The organism is Streptomyces sp. NPDC020965 (genome assembly GCF_044333555.1).
In the GTDB taxonomy this organism is placed as follows: Bacteria; Actinomycetota; Actinomycetes; order Streptomycetales; family Streptomycetaceae; genus Streptomyces.
On record NZ_JBIRRE010000001.1, the window covers coordinates 166,702 to 182,982 of the forward strand.

Consider the following 16,281-nt stretch of genomic DNA (forward strand, 5'->3'; position numbering starts at 1 on the left):
AGCCTAGGGGGCCACCAGAGCGATGGGTGTCGGACGGCGGCCCGGGGAAGTGCCCGGAGGAGGTGCCCGACATCCAAGGATGCCTGGCTCCAGGCTATAGCACGCACATTCGATTTCCGGTGACCGGCGGCCACCTTCACCCGATCGAGTGGCGGGGCTATCGTCGGCTCCATGATCGACGCCAAGCGTGACCTGGTCTCTGTACGCGAAGCCACCGAGCGACTGCTCTCCGCGGCCGACGCCCTGGACAACGCCCGGCTCGCCGGGCCGTCACGGCTCCCGGGGTGGAGCCGCGGTCATGTCCTCGCCCATCTCTCCCGTAACGCCGACGCGCTCGTCAATGTTCTCGAAGGCCGCCCGATGTACGAGAGCGCGTCGGCGCGCGACGCGGACATCGAGCGCGACGCCCCGCGCCCGCTCGACGTCCAGCTCGCCGACGTCGGCGACAGCGCCCGCCGCCTCCAGTCCGTGGCCGCCCTCCCCGCCGACTGGAACCGCACGGTCGCCCTGCGCAACGGCGTCACCGACAGTGCCTCCCGGATCCCCTTCCGCCGCCTCGTCGAGGTCGAGCTGCACCATGTCGATCTCGACATCGGCTACGAGCTGGGTGATCTGCCGCAGGATTTCGTGCTGCGCGAGATCGCCTTTCTCACCGAACGGTTCGCCGGCCATCCGGACGTCCCGCCGACCCGGATCGTCGCGGCGGACGAAGCGGGCCGCTGGTCCACGGGCTCCGCCACGGGCGACCCGGTGACGGTCAGCGGCCCGGTGGCCGCCCTGGTCGGCTGGCTCGCCGGGCGCGGCTCCGGGGTGGACCTGGCCGACCTGACGGTCCGGGGCGCCACCGACGGAGCCCGCCCGCCCGCCCTTCCCCCGCTGTAGGTCGTGGCCTCCGTGGCCCGCGCGAGCCCCCTCGCTCCCCCTGCGCCCGGCCTTGCCGGGGGGCTCGTGGGCCCGCGGTGGGGCGGGCCCTCACGCTCGGTGCAGGACGAGTCGGATCACGTCACCGGAGCCCTGCCGGGGGCCACCCTCCCGCCCGCATCGTCGCTATAGGCTGACCCCATGACGTACAGCGGAGTGGTAACGGTCGGCGGCCCCGCGGATGTGCACGAACTGACCGATCTGATGATCTCCAAGGTCGCGGTCGGTCCGATGGATAACAACTCCTATCTGCTGCGCTGTCGGGCCACCGGCGAGCAACTGCTGATCGACGCGGCCAGCGACCCCGCGACCCTGCTGCAGTTGATCGGCGAGGACTCGATCGCCTCCGTCGTCACCACCCATCGGCACGGCGACCACTGGCAGGCGCTCGCCGAGGTGGTCGGCGCGACCGGTGCCCGCACCTACGCGGGGGCGTACGACGCCGAGGGCATCCTCGTCCCCACGGATGTGCCGGTCGAGGACGGAGACGTCATCCGGGTCGGCCGGGTCGAGCTGACCGCGCGCCGCCTCGTGGGCCACACACCCGGCTCGATCGCCCTGGTCTTCGACGATCCGCACGGCCATCCCCACCTGTTCACGGGCGACTGTCTCTTCCCGGGCGGGGTGGGCAACACCCGTCAGGACCCGGAGGCGTTCGCGAGCCTCATCGGCGATGTTGAGACGAAGCTCTTCGGCGCACTGCCGGACGAGACCTGGGTCTACCCGGGGCACGGCAGGGACACCACCCTGGGCGACGAACGGCCGCACCTGCCGGAGTGGCGCGCCCGCGGCTGGTAGCTCAGGACCGGACCCTGAGGCTGCGGCGCCCGGCGCCGCCGCACACGCCCCCGTACGCATCCGTACCCCCCGGCGCCCACCCCGCCGCGCACGCCTCCGGCCCGCACGCGCCCCCGCCCGCAGTCATGTCCGGGCTGTACGGGCCCCGCACGGCACCCGCCCCCGCATCTTCCCCCGTACGCCTGACCGATCCCGTACGCACCACCAGTCCCGTACGCCCGACCGGCCCCGTACGCACCACCGGTCCCGTACGGCCCCACCTCACGGCGGCAGCGTCGCCGTGACCACCAGTCCGCCGCCGTCGCGCGGGCGGGCGGCGACCGTGCCCCCGTGGGCGTGGGCCACGGCCCGGACGATCGAGAGGCCCAGCCCCGCGCCCTCCGAGCTGACCAGCCGGTCCGCGCCCAGGCGGCGGAACGGTTCGAAGAGTGCCGGAATGTCGTACGGGGCCACGGCGGCACCGGTATTGCTCACCTCGATCTCGGCACGGCCGTCGGGCCGGGTACGGCTGACGACCCGCAGCAGGCCCCCTGTCGAGGCGTTGTGCCGGATGCCGTTCTCCACGAGGTTGTGCACCAGACGCTCCAGCAGCAGCGCGTCCCCGGTCGTCAGGGCCTCGTCCGCCACCTCCTCGACGACGATCGCGGCCCGCCTGGCCTCCGGTATGAGCCGGGCCACTACATGCGTCACCACGTCCGCCAGATCGACCGGCCGCCGGTCGGCGATCTCGTTCTCCGAGTCCGCGAGCAGCAACAGCCCGCTGATCAGCCGCTCATGGCGGATGTTGATCTCCAGCAGATTCTCACCGAGTCGGAGCACATCGTCCGACGCCGACTTCCGGTGCATGGCCACCTCCACGAGCGCCCGCCCCAGAGTGAGCGGGGTGCGCAGCTCGTGGGAGGCGTTGGCGACGAAGCGCCGCTGGCCGTCGAAGGAGCGGTCCAGCCGTTCGACCATGGTGTCGAAGGTGTCGGCGAGATCCTTCACCTCGTCGTCCGGGCCGCGCAGCGCGATGCGCTCGTGCAGGCCACGGCCGGCCGCGGGGGCCGCGGCGATGCGCCGGGCGGTCTCCGTGACCCGGTGCAGCGGCGCCAGCACCCGGCCGGCGACCAGCCAGCCGAATCCGGCGGCGGTGCAGCCGACCACCAGCAGCACGAGGCCGCCCTGCGTGAGGATGGAGGTCGTCGCGGCGTTCCGCAGCGCCTCCCGTCCGTCCTTCATCCAATCCTCGGTGCCCTGTGCACCGGATTTCATGATCACGGTGGGGGCCGAACTTCCCGGCCGTGGGGCGGTCGTCGGCGGCGGCGTGACCGTCTGCGGTACGGGGGTGACCGTCTGCGGTACGGGGGTCGCGGCGCCGGGTGGTCGCCCGACGATCTTCATATCGCCACCGACGAGCTGCTGGTTGAAGAGGACGTAGGTGACGCCGAGCAGCACCACCCCGGCGACCAGGAAGAGTCCCCCGTAGATGATGGTGAGCCGGGTGCGCAGCAGTAGGCGGGGGCCGGACCGCGGCGATCCGTGGCCCCCCGGCTCCGTATCCGTGGTGGCTGATCCGGAGGGTTCGGGCGTCGGGGGTAACGACCGGGACCGACGGGACCACCTGGCCCAACTGTCACGATTGTCACGACTGTCACGACTGTCACGACTGTCACGACTGTCACGACTGTCACGACTGTCACGACTGTCACGACGCGAGGCTGCCGTACTCATCGGATCCGGTACCCCGCTCCGGTCACGGTCTCCACGACGGCCGGATCACCGAGCTTGCGGCGGAGTTTGAGTACCGCGAGCCGGACCGCCCCGGTGAACGGATCGGCGTGCTCGTCCCACGCCTTCTCCAGGAGCTGTTCGGCCGAGACGACCACCCCGTCGGCGCGCATCAGCTCGGTGAGGACCGCAAACTCCTTGCGGGACAGGGGTACGTACCGCCCGTCCCGGAACACCTCGCGGCGGGACGGGTCCAGGGTGATGCCCCGCCGGCGCAGCACGGGCGGTACCGCGGGCCGTGAGCGCCGCCCGAGCGCCTGGACCCGGGCCGCCAGTTCGGAGAAGGCGAACGGTTTGGCCAGATAGTCATCGGCCCCGATGCTCAGGCCGGCGACCCGGTCGGCGACCTCGGCGGCGGCCGTGAGCATCAGCACCCGGGCCGAGGCGTCGGACGCCGCCAGCTCCCGGCAGACGTCGTCCCCGTGCACGACGGGCAGGTCCCGGTCCAGCACGACGACGTCGTAGTCGTTGACTCCGATGCGTTCCAGGGCCGCCGCCCCGTCGGGGGCGATGTCCACGGCATGGGTGTCACCGCGCAGCCACTCCGCTATCGCGTCGGCGAGCAGCGGCTCGTCCTCGACCACCAGCACCCGCATGGATCCCCCCTTCGACGGGAGAACGCTCCACACCTGACGTGGAGCGGCCCCCTCGGGTGCCCATGGTGACGCCGGGCGCGTTTCCTCGCCGTTAGGGCCTCCCGTTCGGATCAGGTCGGAGTCGATGCGGAAACGGGGAGGAAACCGGGGGCGGCGTTGCATCACTCCACGGACGGCCGGAATCCCTCCGGCCCACGGCGGAGGAGACGACGGATGCGACCACACGCCCGAACCGCACTGGTGGCGCTGCCACTCGTGCTGGGGCTGGCCCTCACCGGATGCGGCTCGGAGGACGACGACCGCGACGGTGTGGCCTCGGCGGCCACCGGCACGGCCAGTGACACGGAGAGCAAGAAGCCGAAGCTCAGCCGCCAGGAGCAGGGGCTGAGGTTCGCGCGGTGCATGCGCGAGAACGGGGTCGCCATGGAGGACCCGGTCGAAGGCCGGATAACCGTCAAGAGGAATGACGGCGTGGACAAGGCCGCCTTGGAGAAGGCGATGGCCGCGTGCCGCGAGTTCCAGCCGCAGGGCGCGGGACCGGGCGGCAAGGTCGATCCGAAGATCGCGGAAGGGATGCGGAAGTTCGCCGCGTGCATGAGGAAGAACGGTGTGGAGAAGTTCCCCGACCCGGGGGCGGACGGCGGCATCAGGATCAACGGAATGGTCAACGACGCCGAGTTCAAGAAGGCGGAGGAGCTGTGCGGCGATCTGCTGACGAAGGCGCGCGAGGGTGCGGAGAAGTCGTGATGGGGGAGACCACTCTGGAACGACTGCCGGACGGGGCACCCGGCGATGAGGGCGGGGCGGCCGGTCCGCCCCGCCCCGCGCGCCACCGCAGAAGGCGCGGCCGGAGGACTGCCGTCGCCATCGCCGTACTGGCCGCGGGCGGCGCCGTCGCGGCGGCCACGCTCGGCCTCGTCGGGGAGAAGGGATCGTCCGACGGAACAGCCGGGAGCGAGCTGCCCCCGAACACCACCGAGGTGACGAAGGAGACCCTGAAGGACGTCCACCGCGCGGACGGGGAGCTGGGCCACGGCCCGGCGACGACCGCCCAGGGACGACTGGGGGGCACGGTCACCGATCTCCCCGGCACCGGTGACCGCGTCACCCGGGGAAAGCCGCTGTACGAGGTGGACAACGGCCCGGTGACCCTGATGTACGGGGCCCTGCCCGCGTACCGCCCCCTGAAGAAGGGCGTGGAGGGCGCGGACGTCAAACAACTGGAGCAGAACCTCGACGCGCTCGGCTACGGCGGCTTCACCGTGGACGAGGAGTTCACGGCCGCCACGGCGGACGCGGTGCGGGAGTGGCAGGAGGATCTCGGACTGCGGGAGACGGGAACGGTCGAGCTGGGCCGGGTGGTGTTCGCCTCCGGTCCGGTACGGGTGGAGGGCCTGGAGGCCGCCGTGGGCGACCCGATCGGCCCCGGCGGCCGAGTGCTCTCGTACACGGGCACCGCGAAGGCCGTGACCGTGGAGCTCGACGCCGCCGACCAGCGGCTGGCGAAGAAGGGCGCGGCGGTCACCGTCACCCTGCCCGACGATTCGGTGGTCGCCGGCCGGATCGTGGAGGTCTCCACGGTCATCGAGCCCGCCAGCGGTCAGGAGGAGGCCGAGACGAAGATCGAGGTGGTGGTGACCCTCAGCGACGCCAAGGGGCGGAAGGCGGCCGACGCGTACACCCTGGCGGCGGTCGGCGTCGGCTTCGTCGCGGACACCCGTACGAATGTGCTGACCGTCCCGGTCGCCGCGCTGGTCGCCCTCGCCGAGGGCGGCTTCGGGGTGGAGGTCGTCAAGGGTTCCACCTCGTCCTATGTACCTGTCACCACGGGACTGTTCGCGGACGGCCGGGTGGAGATCTCCGGGACGGGCATCACCGGGGGCACGACCGTGGGGATACCGAAGTGATCTCTCTGACGGATGTGACCAAGGTCTACCCGGGCGATGTCACCGCGCTCGGCGGGGTATCGCTGCGGATCGGGTACGGAGAACTCCTGAGCATCGTCGGCCCGTCCGGCTCGGGCAAGTCGACCATGCTCCATGTGCTGGGGACGCTGGACCGGCCCAGTTCGGGGAGTGTGCGCGTCGACGGATACGACCTGGACACGCTCTCGGACGCCAAGCTGTCCGCGCTGCGGGCGAACCGTATCGGCTTCGTCTTCCAGCAGTTCCATCTGGCGGCGGGCACGGCGGCCCTGGATAACGTCGCCGACGGGCTGCTGTACTGCGGGCTGCGCCGGGTCGACCGGCGGCGGCGCGCCGCCGCAGCGTTGGAGCGGGTCGGGCTCGGCCACCGGATGGACCACGAGCCGCAGGAGCTGTCCGGCGGTGAGCGGCAGCGGGTCGCCATCGCGCGGGCCGTGGCTGGTGACCCGGCGCTGCTGCTGGCGGACGAACCCACGGGGGCGCTGGACTCCGCGTCGGGGGACGGGGTGATGCGGCTGCTGCGGGAGCTGAACGCGGCGGGCACCACCGTCGTGATCATCACCCATGACCGGGAGATCGCCGGGTCACTGCCCCGGCAGGTACGGATGCGGGACGGCCGGATCGTCGAGGACATCCGGTCGCCCGGGGCCACCACGCCTCCTGCCGAACCGCCTGCCGAACCTCCCGGGGGGCTTTCCGCAGGGCCGGCTACGGGGCTTTCCGCGGGGCCTGCGGCGGATGCGGCCGCCCGCGCGGACAGGACAGACAGGGCGGACAGGGCCGGTGCGGGGGACCCGGCCGGCACGGCGGACCCGGGGGTGACTCGATGACCCCGGTCACCCTGCTGTCGTCGCCGCCGGACGTACGGGGCGCGGACGCGGCGCGCCCCGGCACGCTGCGGCCGGCCCGGATGGGGCCGCGCGATGTGCTCGCGGTCGGCGCGGTGGGGCTGCGGACCCGCCCGCTGCGCGCCTTCCTGTCCGCGCTGGGCATCGCGATCGGTATCGCCGCGATGGTCGCGGTGGTGGGCATCTCCTCGTCGTCCCGCGCCGGACTCGACCGTACGCTCGCCTCGCTCGGCACCAATCTGCTGACGGTGACCCCGGGCACGACCATGAGCGGCGGGGATGCGCGGCTGCCTCTGGAGGCCGAGAACATGGTGGGCCGGATCGGGCCGGTGAACGCGGTGTCGGCGATCGGCGAGATCGCCGATACCCGGGTCTACCGCAACGACCGGATCCCCGAGGCCGAGACGGGCGGGATCAACGCCTACGCCGTCCGCACGGATCTGCGGGAGACGGTGGCCGCAAAGCTGCGTGGTGGCACCTGGCTGAACGACGCCACCGGGAAGTATCCGGCCACCGTCCTCGGGGCCGCGGCGGCCGAGCGGCTGGGGCTCAACCGCGCGCATCCCGACACCCGGGTGCTCATCGGCGGCAAGTGGTTCACCGTGGTGGGGATCCTCGAACCGGCACCCCTCGCTCCCGAGCTGGACTCGGCAGTGCTGGTCGGCTGGCCGGTGGCCCGGTCTGAGCTGGGCTTCGACGGACACGCGACGACGGTCTACACCCGCTCCGACAAATCGGCCGTGGACGACGTACAGGCGGTGCTGGGGGCCACCGCCAACCCGGAGGCGCCCAACGAGGTCAATGTCTCTCGGCCGTCGGACGCACTCGTCGCTGAGCAGGCGGCGGGCAAGGCATTCACCGGTCTGCTGCTGGGGCTGGGGGCGGTGGCACTGCTCGTCGGCGGGGTCGGCGTGGCCAACACCATGGTCATCTCGGTGCTGGAGCGGCGGGCGGAGATCGGACTGCGCCGCTCCCTGGGGGCCACCCGGGGGCAGATCCGTACCCAGTTCCTCGCCGAGTCCCTGCTGCTCTCGGCCCTCGGTGGCCTGGGCGGCGCGGTGCTGGGCGCCGGTGTGACCGGTGGCTACGCCGGCTACCAGGACTGGCCCGTGGTGGTGCCGCCGTGGGTGCTGCTCGGCGGGGTCGGGGCCACGCTCGCGATCGGCGCACTGGCCGGCCTCTACCCGGCCGTCCGCGCCTCCCGCCTCTCCCCCACGGAGGCATTGGCCACTCCCTGACGGCCGGCCCGGGAACGACGGTATGGGGGGCTCGGGAGTACGGGGGCGGCGACGGGGCGACGGGGGGCGCTGAGAGGCCGACTGGGGGGCCGGCTGGGGGCGGCTGACGGCCGGTGGCCGGTGGCCGGAAACGACCGAGCGGGGGAGGACGGTGGTGCCGTCCTCCCCCGCTCGGGGAGTCATCGACTCGGGCGGTCATCTCCGCGCGAGCCGTTCACGCGGGAATCGTCCGCGCGGGGATTCAGACCATGGCCGGCGTCAGGCTTCGACGCTGTCCTTGTCCTTGCCCTTGTCGTCCGGGCCCTTGCCGTCGCCCTTGCCGTCCAAGGCGTTCGCGGCGTCGCCGGAGCCTTCCGCCGCTTCCCGCTCCGCCTGCTTCTTGGAGGCGATGAGGCTGGTGATCGTGGTGATGATCAGCACACCGCAGATGACCGTCAGCGAGAACGGGATCGAGATCTCGGGGACGTGCACCCCAGCCTCGTGGAGGGCGTGCAGGATCAGCTTGACGCCGATGAAGCCGAGGATCACCGACAGGCCGTAGCTGAGGTGGACCAGCTTCTTCAGCAGACCGCCGATGAGGAAGTACAGCTGACGCAGACCCATCAGGGCGAAGGCGTTGGCCGTGAAGACGATGTACGGGTCCTGGGTCAGGCCGAAGATGGCCGGGATCGAGTCCAGGGCGAACAGGATGTCGGTCGTGCCGATGGCGAGCATGACCACCATCAGCGGGGTCAGGACACGCTTGCCGTTCCGCTGGATGAAGAGCTTGGTGCCGTGGTACTGGTCGGCGACACCGAACCTCTTCTCGACCGCCTTCAGGAGGCGGTTCTCCTCGAAGTCGTCCTCCTCTTCATCGGAACGCGCTTCCTGGATGAGCTTCCAGGCGGTGTAGATCAGGAACGCGCCGAAGATGAAGAAGACCCACGAGAAGCTGGCGATGATGGCCGCGCCGGCCGCGATGAAGACAGCCCGGAGCACCAGGGCGATCAGCACACCGATGAGCAGCACCCGCTGCTGGAGGTGGGAGGGCACCGCGAACTTCGCCATGATCAGGACGAAGACGAAGAGATTGTCGACACTGAGCGACTTCTCAGTGATGAAGCCGGCGAAGAACTCACCGGAGGACTGGCTGTTACCGAAGACCGCCAGGCCGATTCCGAAGAGCACGGCGAGCACGATCCAGACGATCGTCCAGATTCCGGCTTCCTTGATCGACACATCATGGGGCTTGCGCCCGATGAAGAAGTCGACTGCGATCAGGGCGCTCAGACCAAGAATGGTCAGCACCCACAGGGTCAATGAAACGTCCACTGCGCCTCCGGCGTCGTACGGCTCTTTGTTCAGCGTCGTCGCTGCCGGAGGTCTCTTCCACCCGAGCGGTCCTAGCCGCACGGGCCGACGCCCCGGGACCGATGACGGTCCGTACTGACGAGTACGTCGCAGTCGGGAATACTCCCCTCCGCTCTGGCGAGAGTACAGGACGCACCAAGCGAAGGTAAAGAATTTGGTAAAGGGAGATTCAAATCTCCAGCTCAGGATGGTTGCGAACGGTCATGAGCCCGGCGCTCAGCGATCCGTTCGCGCCCCTCAGCGCCCCCAGGAACGGCGCGCGGCGGCCACCTGATCCAGCACCTGACGGAGCACGGCGCTGCCGTCCGGGATCTCCGGCGGCTGATACGTCCAGGCGTGCCGCACCCAGGGATCGGCCAGATGGTCGTCGGGGACCGGAGTCACCCGCAGCAGCGAGCGCCACAGCGGATCGAGCACGGGCCCGTACGCGCTCGCGTCCTCACGGTCCGCGACCATCAACAGATGCACACCCACCGCCGGACCTTCGTCGGCGAGATAGCGCAACTGGGTGACGGCCCGGTCGTCGAAACCGTGCGGGAAGTCATTGACGATCAGCAACTGCTCCGAGGTGTCCAGATCGGGCGGCAGGGAGTCGGCGGCGCCACCGCGCACCGCCATCGTCACCAGATCCACCCGCTGGGTCAGCTTCGCGAGCGTGTCGCTCACCCCCCGGGCACCGGCCATCGGCGCGGCGGCGAGCACTCCGGACTCGACCAGCGGGGCGAGCGAGGGCGCCGCCGTGCCCGCCGGGTCGATGACATGGAGCGTGAAGTCACCCGGCGGGTAGATCGCGAGCAGCCGGGCGGCGTGGGTGACCGCGCAGTCCACGGCGAGCTTCCGCAGCCGGCCCTCGTCCAGCATCATCGCGGCCTCGGAACCCGCGCGTCCGCTGTCCACCCAGAGACCGCGCTCCAACGGCAGCCTGACCAGGAACGGTATGTGCACCTCGGGCGTCTCCGGGAGGTGCAGATCGCCGAGCCGGAGCGCCATCGGCGTCTCCATGGGCACGCGATAGGCGTGCCAGGCGGGGTTGTCCCAGCGGGCGAAGGCGGGCGGCAGGGCGGGCTCGACGACATCGGTCTCGGCCACGAGCTGGACGAGATCACGGTCGAGTGCCTGCCGGGCCTGGGCGGTGAGCTTGTCGCACTTGGCGCGGGCCACCCGGCGCGCGGCGTCACCGGCTCCGCCGATGCGGCTGCGCGGATCGGAGAGGGCCTGGTCCAGCTCATGGTCCAGGCGGTTCTCGGCGAACTCCACCGCGCTGCGGTAAGCGGCAACACTTCGGGCCAGATCCTCGAACATCGCCCAGATCTGGTTGTAAAGCCGCTCCTCCATCGACCAGCCGGTGGCGTCCCCCGCCACGGGCCGGCCGGGCTCGGCCGGCGGCACCACCGGAGGCGGCGGAGGCGGGTGGGGCTCGGCAGAGCGACGGCGCGGGTGCGCGTAGTCGATGGCCCCGGCCTGACCGCCGGGGGCGGCGGAGGCGGGCAGCGCGTCCGGCTGGCCGGTGCCGGGCGGGGTGGTGCCCGCGCCCTGGAGCCGACCGGCCACCGTGGTGGTGTCCGGGGCGGCGGCGGGCGGCTGACCCGGCCGGGTCGCGGCGGGGCGGGCGTAAGGGCTGCCGTCGACGCTCCCGGTACGGGCACCATCGGCGGCACCGCCACCGCGAGCACCGTCGGCGCCCGCGGGCCGCAGCCGCGCGGGCTCCGCCCGGGTAGCGGGCCCGGCCGCCGTCCGCTGGATCTCCACGGCCCGCTCCCGGGCCCGGTCCAGTCCCTGGTCACCGAGTAGCTGGGCGAGCCCGCCGGCGTACCCCTGGCCGACCGCGCGGACCTTCCAGGCACCCTGTCGGCGGTAGAACTCGACCGCGACGAGCGCGGTCTCGGTGTCCAGGTCGGTGATGGTGAAGCTGGCCACCTCGGCACCGGACCGGTCGGTGACCGCGAGGAACGGGGCCGCCGTGGCGCCGAAGTGAAGCGGCCCACCGGCACCTTCGGGGAGCGCGAGCAGGATGCCCACCTTGTGCACGGTCGTCGGCACCACGGCCAGATCGACGGTGCAGCGGGGTGCGGCGGTGGCGTCGCGGGGGACCTCGACACCGGGCAGCGCCGGTGTTCCCGGGTGCGCGAGCCCGTCGGCGGCGACGGTGCCCCGTTCGTCGGAACAGGTCGCGCAGGCCACGACGGGGTGGCCGGCCGACACTCGGATCTCCAGGCGGGTGTCGGGCAGTGGGTGGTTCTGCCCCCGGACCAGCTCGGCCGTCATCGCCTCGTCCCCCTCGATGCTGTGCGGTGGCGCGCTCGGTCGTCGCGCCGCGCGCTGTCCGGTGCCGCACTCGGCGCCGGCATACGGTGCAGCTCCCGGTGGCCTGTCGGCTCCGGGAGCTGCCGCGGTCTGTCGTACGGGAGTCTGGGCCCTGCCCGTACGGGATGCGTGCGGGCGCGTACGAAGCCCGTACGCGCCGTGCGGTGGTTCCTTACAGGTGCGGCAGGATCGACGGCATCAGGTCCTGGAAGGTACGGCCGTTGGCGGGGTTGCCGAGGGCGGTCATCTGCCAGCCGGCTCCGACGCGGTGCACCTTCGCCATGATCTGGGCGGTGTAGCGGCCACCGCCGTCGAGCGTGTAGCGGGCCATCTCCTGGCCGTTGGTCTCGTCGACGATGCGACAGAAGGCGTTCTGCACCTCTTGGAACGTCTGGCCGGTGAAGGAGTTCACCGTGAAGACGATCTGGTCGATGTGGACCGGCACCCGGGCGAGGTCGACGAGGATCGCCTCGTCGTCGCCGCCCGAACCAGCGCCGCCGACCAGGTTGTCGCCGGTGTGCTTCACCGAGCCGTCGTCGCTGACGAGGTGGCGGAAGAAGACCACGTCCACCGGCTGCTTGTCGGCGAACAGCACCGCCGACGCGTCCAGGTCGATCTCCTTGGTGCGCGAGCCGAACAGACCGCGACGAGCCGCCGCCTGCCAGCCGAGCCCCATCCGCACGGCGGTGAGGCTTGCCCCGTCGCTCTTCTGCAGGCTGATGGCCTGGCCCTTGGTCATATTGACCGTCACGCGCTGTCCCCTTCTCCCTTTAAGTGCCGTGCCCAGGTGGGAACGGCTGCCCAGCACCCTACGCAGTAGCGTCAACGGTGCGGCACAATTGGCCGGATTTTGTGTCGCTCTTGCAACACACCACGATCGCGGGCCACCCGGCCGGAACCCGCCCCCGTCCAGCGGGTCCCGTCAGGCGATCCCGGCCTCCTTCATCTGGCGCAGCTCCTTCTTCAGCTCGCTGACCTCGTCCCGCAACCGGGCCGCCACCTCGAACTGCAGATCCGCCGCGGCGGCCCGCATCCGCTCGGTCATCTCCTCGATGATTCCGGCCAGTTCGGCGGCGGGCCGGTCGCTCAGCACCTCGCCCTTCGCACCGCCCTTGCCCTTGGCCGCCTTGCCGCCGAGTGCGGGCACCGGCGCCTTGGCACCCTTGCCGGCCTTCTCGGCCTTCGGCCTGCGGTATTCGGTGCCGAGCAGCTCCTCGGTGTCGACCTCCTCGCGCGCGATGGTGGCGACGATGTCGTTGATCTTCTTACGGAGGGGCTGCGGGTCGATGCCCCGTTCCGTGTTGTACGCGACCTGCTTCTCCCGGCGACGGTTGGTCTCCTCGATGGCCTTCTCCATCGACGGGGTGATCCGGTCCGCGTACATATGGACCTGGCCGGAGACGTTGCGCGCCGCACGTCCGATGGTCTGGATCAGCGAGGTGCCGGAGCGCAGAAAGCCTTCCTTGTCCGCGTCGAGGATCGCCACCAGGGAGACCTCGGGCAGGTCGAGCCCCTCGCGCAGGAGGTTGATGCCGACCAGGACGTCGTACTCACCGGCGCGCAGCTCACGCAGCAGCTCGACCCGGCGCAGGGTGTCGACGTCGCTGTGGAGATAGCGCACCTGGATGCCCAGCTCCAGGAAGTAATCGGTGAGGTCCTCGGCCATCTTCTTGGTGAGCGTGGTCACCAGGACGCGCTCGTCCTTCTCGGTGCGCAGCCGGATCTCGTGCACCAGGTCGTCGATCTGCCCCTCGGTGGGCTTGACGACGACCTCCGGGTCGATCAGGCCGGTGGGGCGGATGATCTGCTCCACGAAGCCGTCGCCGCGGGACAGCTCATAGGTCCCGGGGGTGGCCGACAGGTAGACCGTCTGCCCGATCCGCTTGGTGAACTCCTCCCACTTCAGCGGCCGGTTGTCGAGCGCCGACGGCAGCCGGAACCCGTGGTCGACCAGGGTCCGCTTACGGGACGCGTCGCCCTCGTACATCGCGCCGATCTGCGGGACGGTGACATGGGACTCGTCGATGACCAGCAGGAAGTCCTCGGGGAAGTAGTCGAGGAGGGTGTTCGGGGGAGATCCCGGGTCACGGTCGTCGAAGTGCATCGAGTAGTTCTCGATGCCGGAGCAGGAGCCGATCTGGCGCATCATCTCGATGTCGTACGTGGTGCGCATGCGCAGCCGCTGGGACTCCAGGAGCTTGCCCTGCTTGTCCAGCTCGGTGAGACGCCCCTCCAACTCCTTCTCGATGCCGTTGACCGCCTTCTCCAGGCGCTCGGGACCGGCCACGTAATGGCTCGCGGGGAAGACGTAGAGCGACTGGTCCTCGCTGATGATCTCCCCGGTGAGCGGGTGGAGGGTGGACAGGGCCTCGATCTCGTCACCGAACATCTCGATGCGGACGGCGAGCTCCTCGTAGACCGGGAAGATCTCGATGGTGTCGCCGCGGACCCGGAAGGTGCCCCGGGAGAACGCCATGTCATTGCGTGTGTACTGGATGTCGACGAACCGGCGCAGCAACTGGTCGCGGTCGATCTCCTCGCCGACCTTGAGCGGCACCATCCGGTCCACGTACTCCTGCGGGGTACCGAGGCCGTAGATGCACGAGACCGAGGCGACCACGATCACATCGCGCCGGGTGAGGAGGGAGTTCGTCGCGGAGTGGCGCAGCCGCTCGACCTCCTCATTGATCGAGGAGTCCTTCTCGATGTAGGTGTCCGACTGCGGAACGTACGCCTCGGGCTGGTAGTAGTCGTAGTACGAGACGAAGTACTCGACGGCGTTGTTCGGCAGCAGCTCACGGAATTCGTTCGCCAACTGGGCGGCCAGGGTTTTGTTCGGCGCCATCACCAGGGTGGGGCGCTGAAGCTTCTCGATCATCCAGGCGGTGGTGGCCGACTTTCCGGTGCCGGTCGCGCCGAGCAGGACGACATCCTTCTCGCCCGCCCGGATCCGGCGCTCCAGGTCCGCGATGGCCGCGGGCTGGTCTCCGCTGGGCTGGAAGGGACTGACGACCTCGAAGGGCGCCACCGTACGTTCGATTGAGGAAACGGGCCGCATGGAACCACCGTACGACCCACCACTGACAACCGGGGGCCGAACGCTCTCCGGGCCGATCCTTCCCGGTCGGAAGGATCGGCCCGGAGAGCACGTCTTAGCTGGTCAGAGCGGTGTGACGGGGACTTCACCAGCCGTCGGCGCGGGGCGACTCCCGATGCGTCGGGCCGTCCGGCGACGGGCCCGCGGACTGCGGCCCGACCGGCGGGGGGCCGCTGGGCTGGGTCGGGATCCCGGACTGGAAGGGCTGCGCGGGGGGCGCGGGCCGGGCGGTCGGGTCCGGGAATCCGGGCTGGGGGGTCGGGTCCGGGAATCCGGACCGGGCGGCCGGGAAGGGCTCCGCGGCCGGGTTCGGGAAGTCGGGCTGGACCGGCCGAGGCGGGAAACCAGCCGTGGGCTGGGGCGACGGCGGCGGGAACCCGGGCTGGAGCGAATCGGCGGTGGCCTGCACCGGCCGGGACGGGAACCCGGACTCGAACGAATCAGCCGTGGGCTGCGCCGGCCGGGACGGGAACCCGGACCGCGCGGTCCGGGCCGGGAACTCCGACGGGGTGGACCGGGCCGGGATCCCCGGCTGGAGCGGCGTCCTCCGGGTCGGCTTCTGCCAGTCCGCGTCACCCATCACCAGGAGCGGATCGAACATCACCACGACCGCGGCGAGCAGCAGGAAGACCACCGGGCCGAGCAGCATGGGCGCGAGCAGGGCGGTGGGCGCCTCGCCGAGCCCGGCGGTGCCGGGGGCGCCGTGCAGATGGACGCTGACCGACGCCATCCCGGTGTAGTGCATACCAGTCACGGCGACGCCCATCACCAGACTCGCGCCGAGACTGGCCAGGAAGCCGTGGATCGAGACGGCCGCCCACAGCGCGGCGGTCGCGGCGACGACCGCGATCACGACCGACAGGACGACGATGGGCGTGCTGTAGTCGACCCGCCCCTGGAAGCGCATTCCAGCCATGCCGAGGTAGTGCATGGACGCCACCCCGAGGCCCATGATGGTGCCGCCTGTACCGAGCGCCATCAGGGTCGCGCCGCGGTATCCGACGATGAAGACGCCGATGCCCACCATGACGATGGCGACGGCGAGGCTGGCGTAGGTGATCGGCCGGTCGTAGGTGATGGGGGCCTCGGCGACGGTGAAGCCCATCATGGCGACGAAGTGCATCGACCAGATGCCGACACCGATCGCGGCCGCACCGAGTGCCAGCCATCCCGGCTTGAACGATGCCGTGTTCCGGACCGACCTCGTGGTGCAGCGGAGCCCGAGAGCTCCGCCCAGACAGGCCATGACGAACGCGACCACCGGTGTGACGGCTCCATAGCTGAAGCCGTCGAGAGTTCCCTGCATGACGTGCGTCCTTCGCTCCGTGTGATCTCAGCGATCCCCTGGTGGTGGCCCCGCGATTCGCTGATGAAACGCCTATTCAGGGGGCGAGAGTATGTCCTAAAAGACCTTAAGCAAACATTTGGGCGGAG

The 16,281-nt window shown here is 70.8% G+C and carries 12 protein-coding genes and 1 pseudogene; 6 read left to right on the top strand and 7 right to left on the bottom strand.

Features of this window, described 5'->3' with window-relative positions; genetic code table 11:
- Positions 1 to 171 precede the first annotated feature (171 nt).
- The gene (locus ACH4S7_RS00745) at positions 172 to 882 is read left to right on the top strand and encodes a maleylpyruvate isomerase family mycothiol-dependent enzyme (RefSeq protein WP_398518873.1); all 711 of its coding nucleotides are present in this window, start codon (positions 172 to 174) and stop codon (positions 880 to 882) included.
- Between the two features lie 180 nt (positions 883 to 1,062).
- Positions 1,063 to 1,719, top strand: coding sequence for an MBL fold metallo-hydrolase (locus ACH4S7_RS00750; RefSeq protein WP_398518874.1), 657 nt, complete (start codon positions 1,063 to 1,065; stop codon positions 1,717 to 1,719).
- A 261-nt stretch (positions 1,720 to 1,980) separates the two neighbouring features.
- Here ACH4S7_RS00750 and ACH4S7_RS00755 read toward each other — a convergent pair whose 3' ends face one another.
- The gene (locus ACH4S7_RS00755) at positions 1,981 to 3,159 is read right to left on the bottom strand and encodes a sensor histidine kinase (RefSeq protein WP_398518875.1); all 1,179 of its coding nucleotides are present in this window, start codon (positions 3,157 to 3,159) and stop codon (positions 1,981 to 1,983) included.
- A 269-nt stretch (positions 3,160 to 3,428) separates the two neighbouring features.
- A complete protein-coding gene (locus ACH4S7_RS00760) occupies positions 3,429 to 4,085 on the bottom strand; it encodes a response regulator transcription factor (protein ID WP_398518876.1) in 657 nt (218 codons plus the stop codon).
- 213 nt (positions 4,086 to 4,298) lie between these two features.
- Here ACH4S7_RS00760 and ACH4S7_RS00765 point away from each other — a divergent pair, with 213 nt between their 5' ends.
- From ACH4S7_RS00765 to ACH4S7_RS00780, 4 genes are all read left to right on the top strand, one after another.
- Positions 4,299 to 4,832 carry a hypothetical protein gene (locus tag ACH4S7_RS00765; RefSeq protein WP_398518877.1) on the top strand — a complete coding sequence of 178 codons (534 nt, stop codon included), beginning with the start codon at positions 4,299 to 4,301 and terminating at the stop codon, positions 4,830 to 4,832.
- Complete coding sequence (locus ACH4S7_RS00770) at positions 4,832 to 5,992, top strand: peptidoglycan-binding protein (protein WP_398518878.1); 1,161 nt, start codon at positions 4,832 to 4,834, stop codon at positions 5,990 to 5,992. The genes ACH4S7_RS00765 and ACH4S7_RS00770 overlap by 1 nt, the downstream gene beginning before the upstream one ends.
- Positions 5,989 to 6,840, top strand: a complete 852-nt coding sequence (locus tag ACH4S7_RS00775) for an ABC transporter ATP-binding protein (protein WP_398518879.1) — start codon at positions 5,989 to 5,991, stop codon at positions 6,838 to 6,840. The genes ACH4S7_RS00770 and ACH4S7_RS00775 overlap by 4 nt, the downstream gene beginning before the upstream one ends.
- Positions 6,841 to 6,920: 80 nt before the next feature.
- On the top strand, positions 6,921 to 8,096 hold the full coding sequence (locus ACH4S7_RS00780; protein WP_398519978.1) for an ABC transporter permease: 1,176 nt from the start codon (positions 6,921 to 6,923) through the stop codon (positions 8,094 to 8,096).
- Positions 8,097 to 8,354: 258 nt separating this feature from the next.
- On the opposite strand, the gene ACH4S7_RS00785 is transcribed toward ACH4S7_RS00780, so the two are convergent.
- From ACH4S7_RS00785 to ACH4S7_RS00805, 5 genes and pseudogenes are all read right to left on the bottom strand, one after another.
- Positions 8,355 to 9,407: a TerC family protein gene (locus ACH4S7_RS00785; RefSeq protein ID WP_398518880.1), complete on the bottom strand. Its 1,053-nt coding sequence runs from the start codon at positions 9,405 to 9,407 to the stop codon at positions 8,355 to 8,357.
- Between the two features lie 276 nt (positions 9,408 to 9,683).
- On the bottom strand, positions 9,684 to 11,711 hold the full coding sequence (locus ACH4S7_RS00790) for a TerD family protein (RefSeq protein ID WP_398518881.1): 2,028 nt from the start codon (positions 11,709 to 11,711) through the stop codon (positions 9,684 to 9,686).
- Positions 11,712 to 11,922: 211 nt separating this feature from the next.
- Positions 11,923 to 12,501 (bottom strand): TerD family protein, encoded by a 579-nt coding sequence (locus tag ACH4S7_RS00795; protein ID WP_398518882.1) that lies wholly within the window; start codon positions 12,499 to 12,501, stop codon positions 11,923 to 11,925.
- 171 nt (positions 12,502 to 12,672) lie between these two features.
- On the bottom strand, positions 12,673 to 14,808 hold the full coding sequence (uvrB, locus tag ACH4S7_RS00800) for an excinuclease ABC subunit UvrB (RefSeq protein WP_398518883.1): 2,136 nt from the start codon (positions 14,806 to 14,808) through the stop codon (positions 12,673 to 12,675).
- Positions 14,809 to 15,304: 496 nt separating this feature from the next.
- A pseudogene (locus tag ACH4S7_RS00805) lies at positions 15,305 to 16,153 on the bottom strand (MHYT domain-containing protein); the annotation flags it as partial.
- Positions 16,154 to 16,281: the final 128 nt, after the last annotated feature.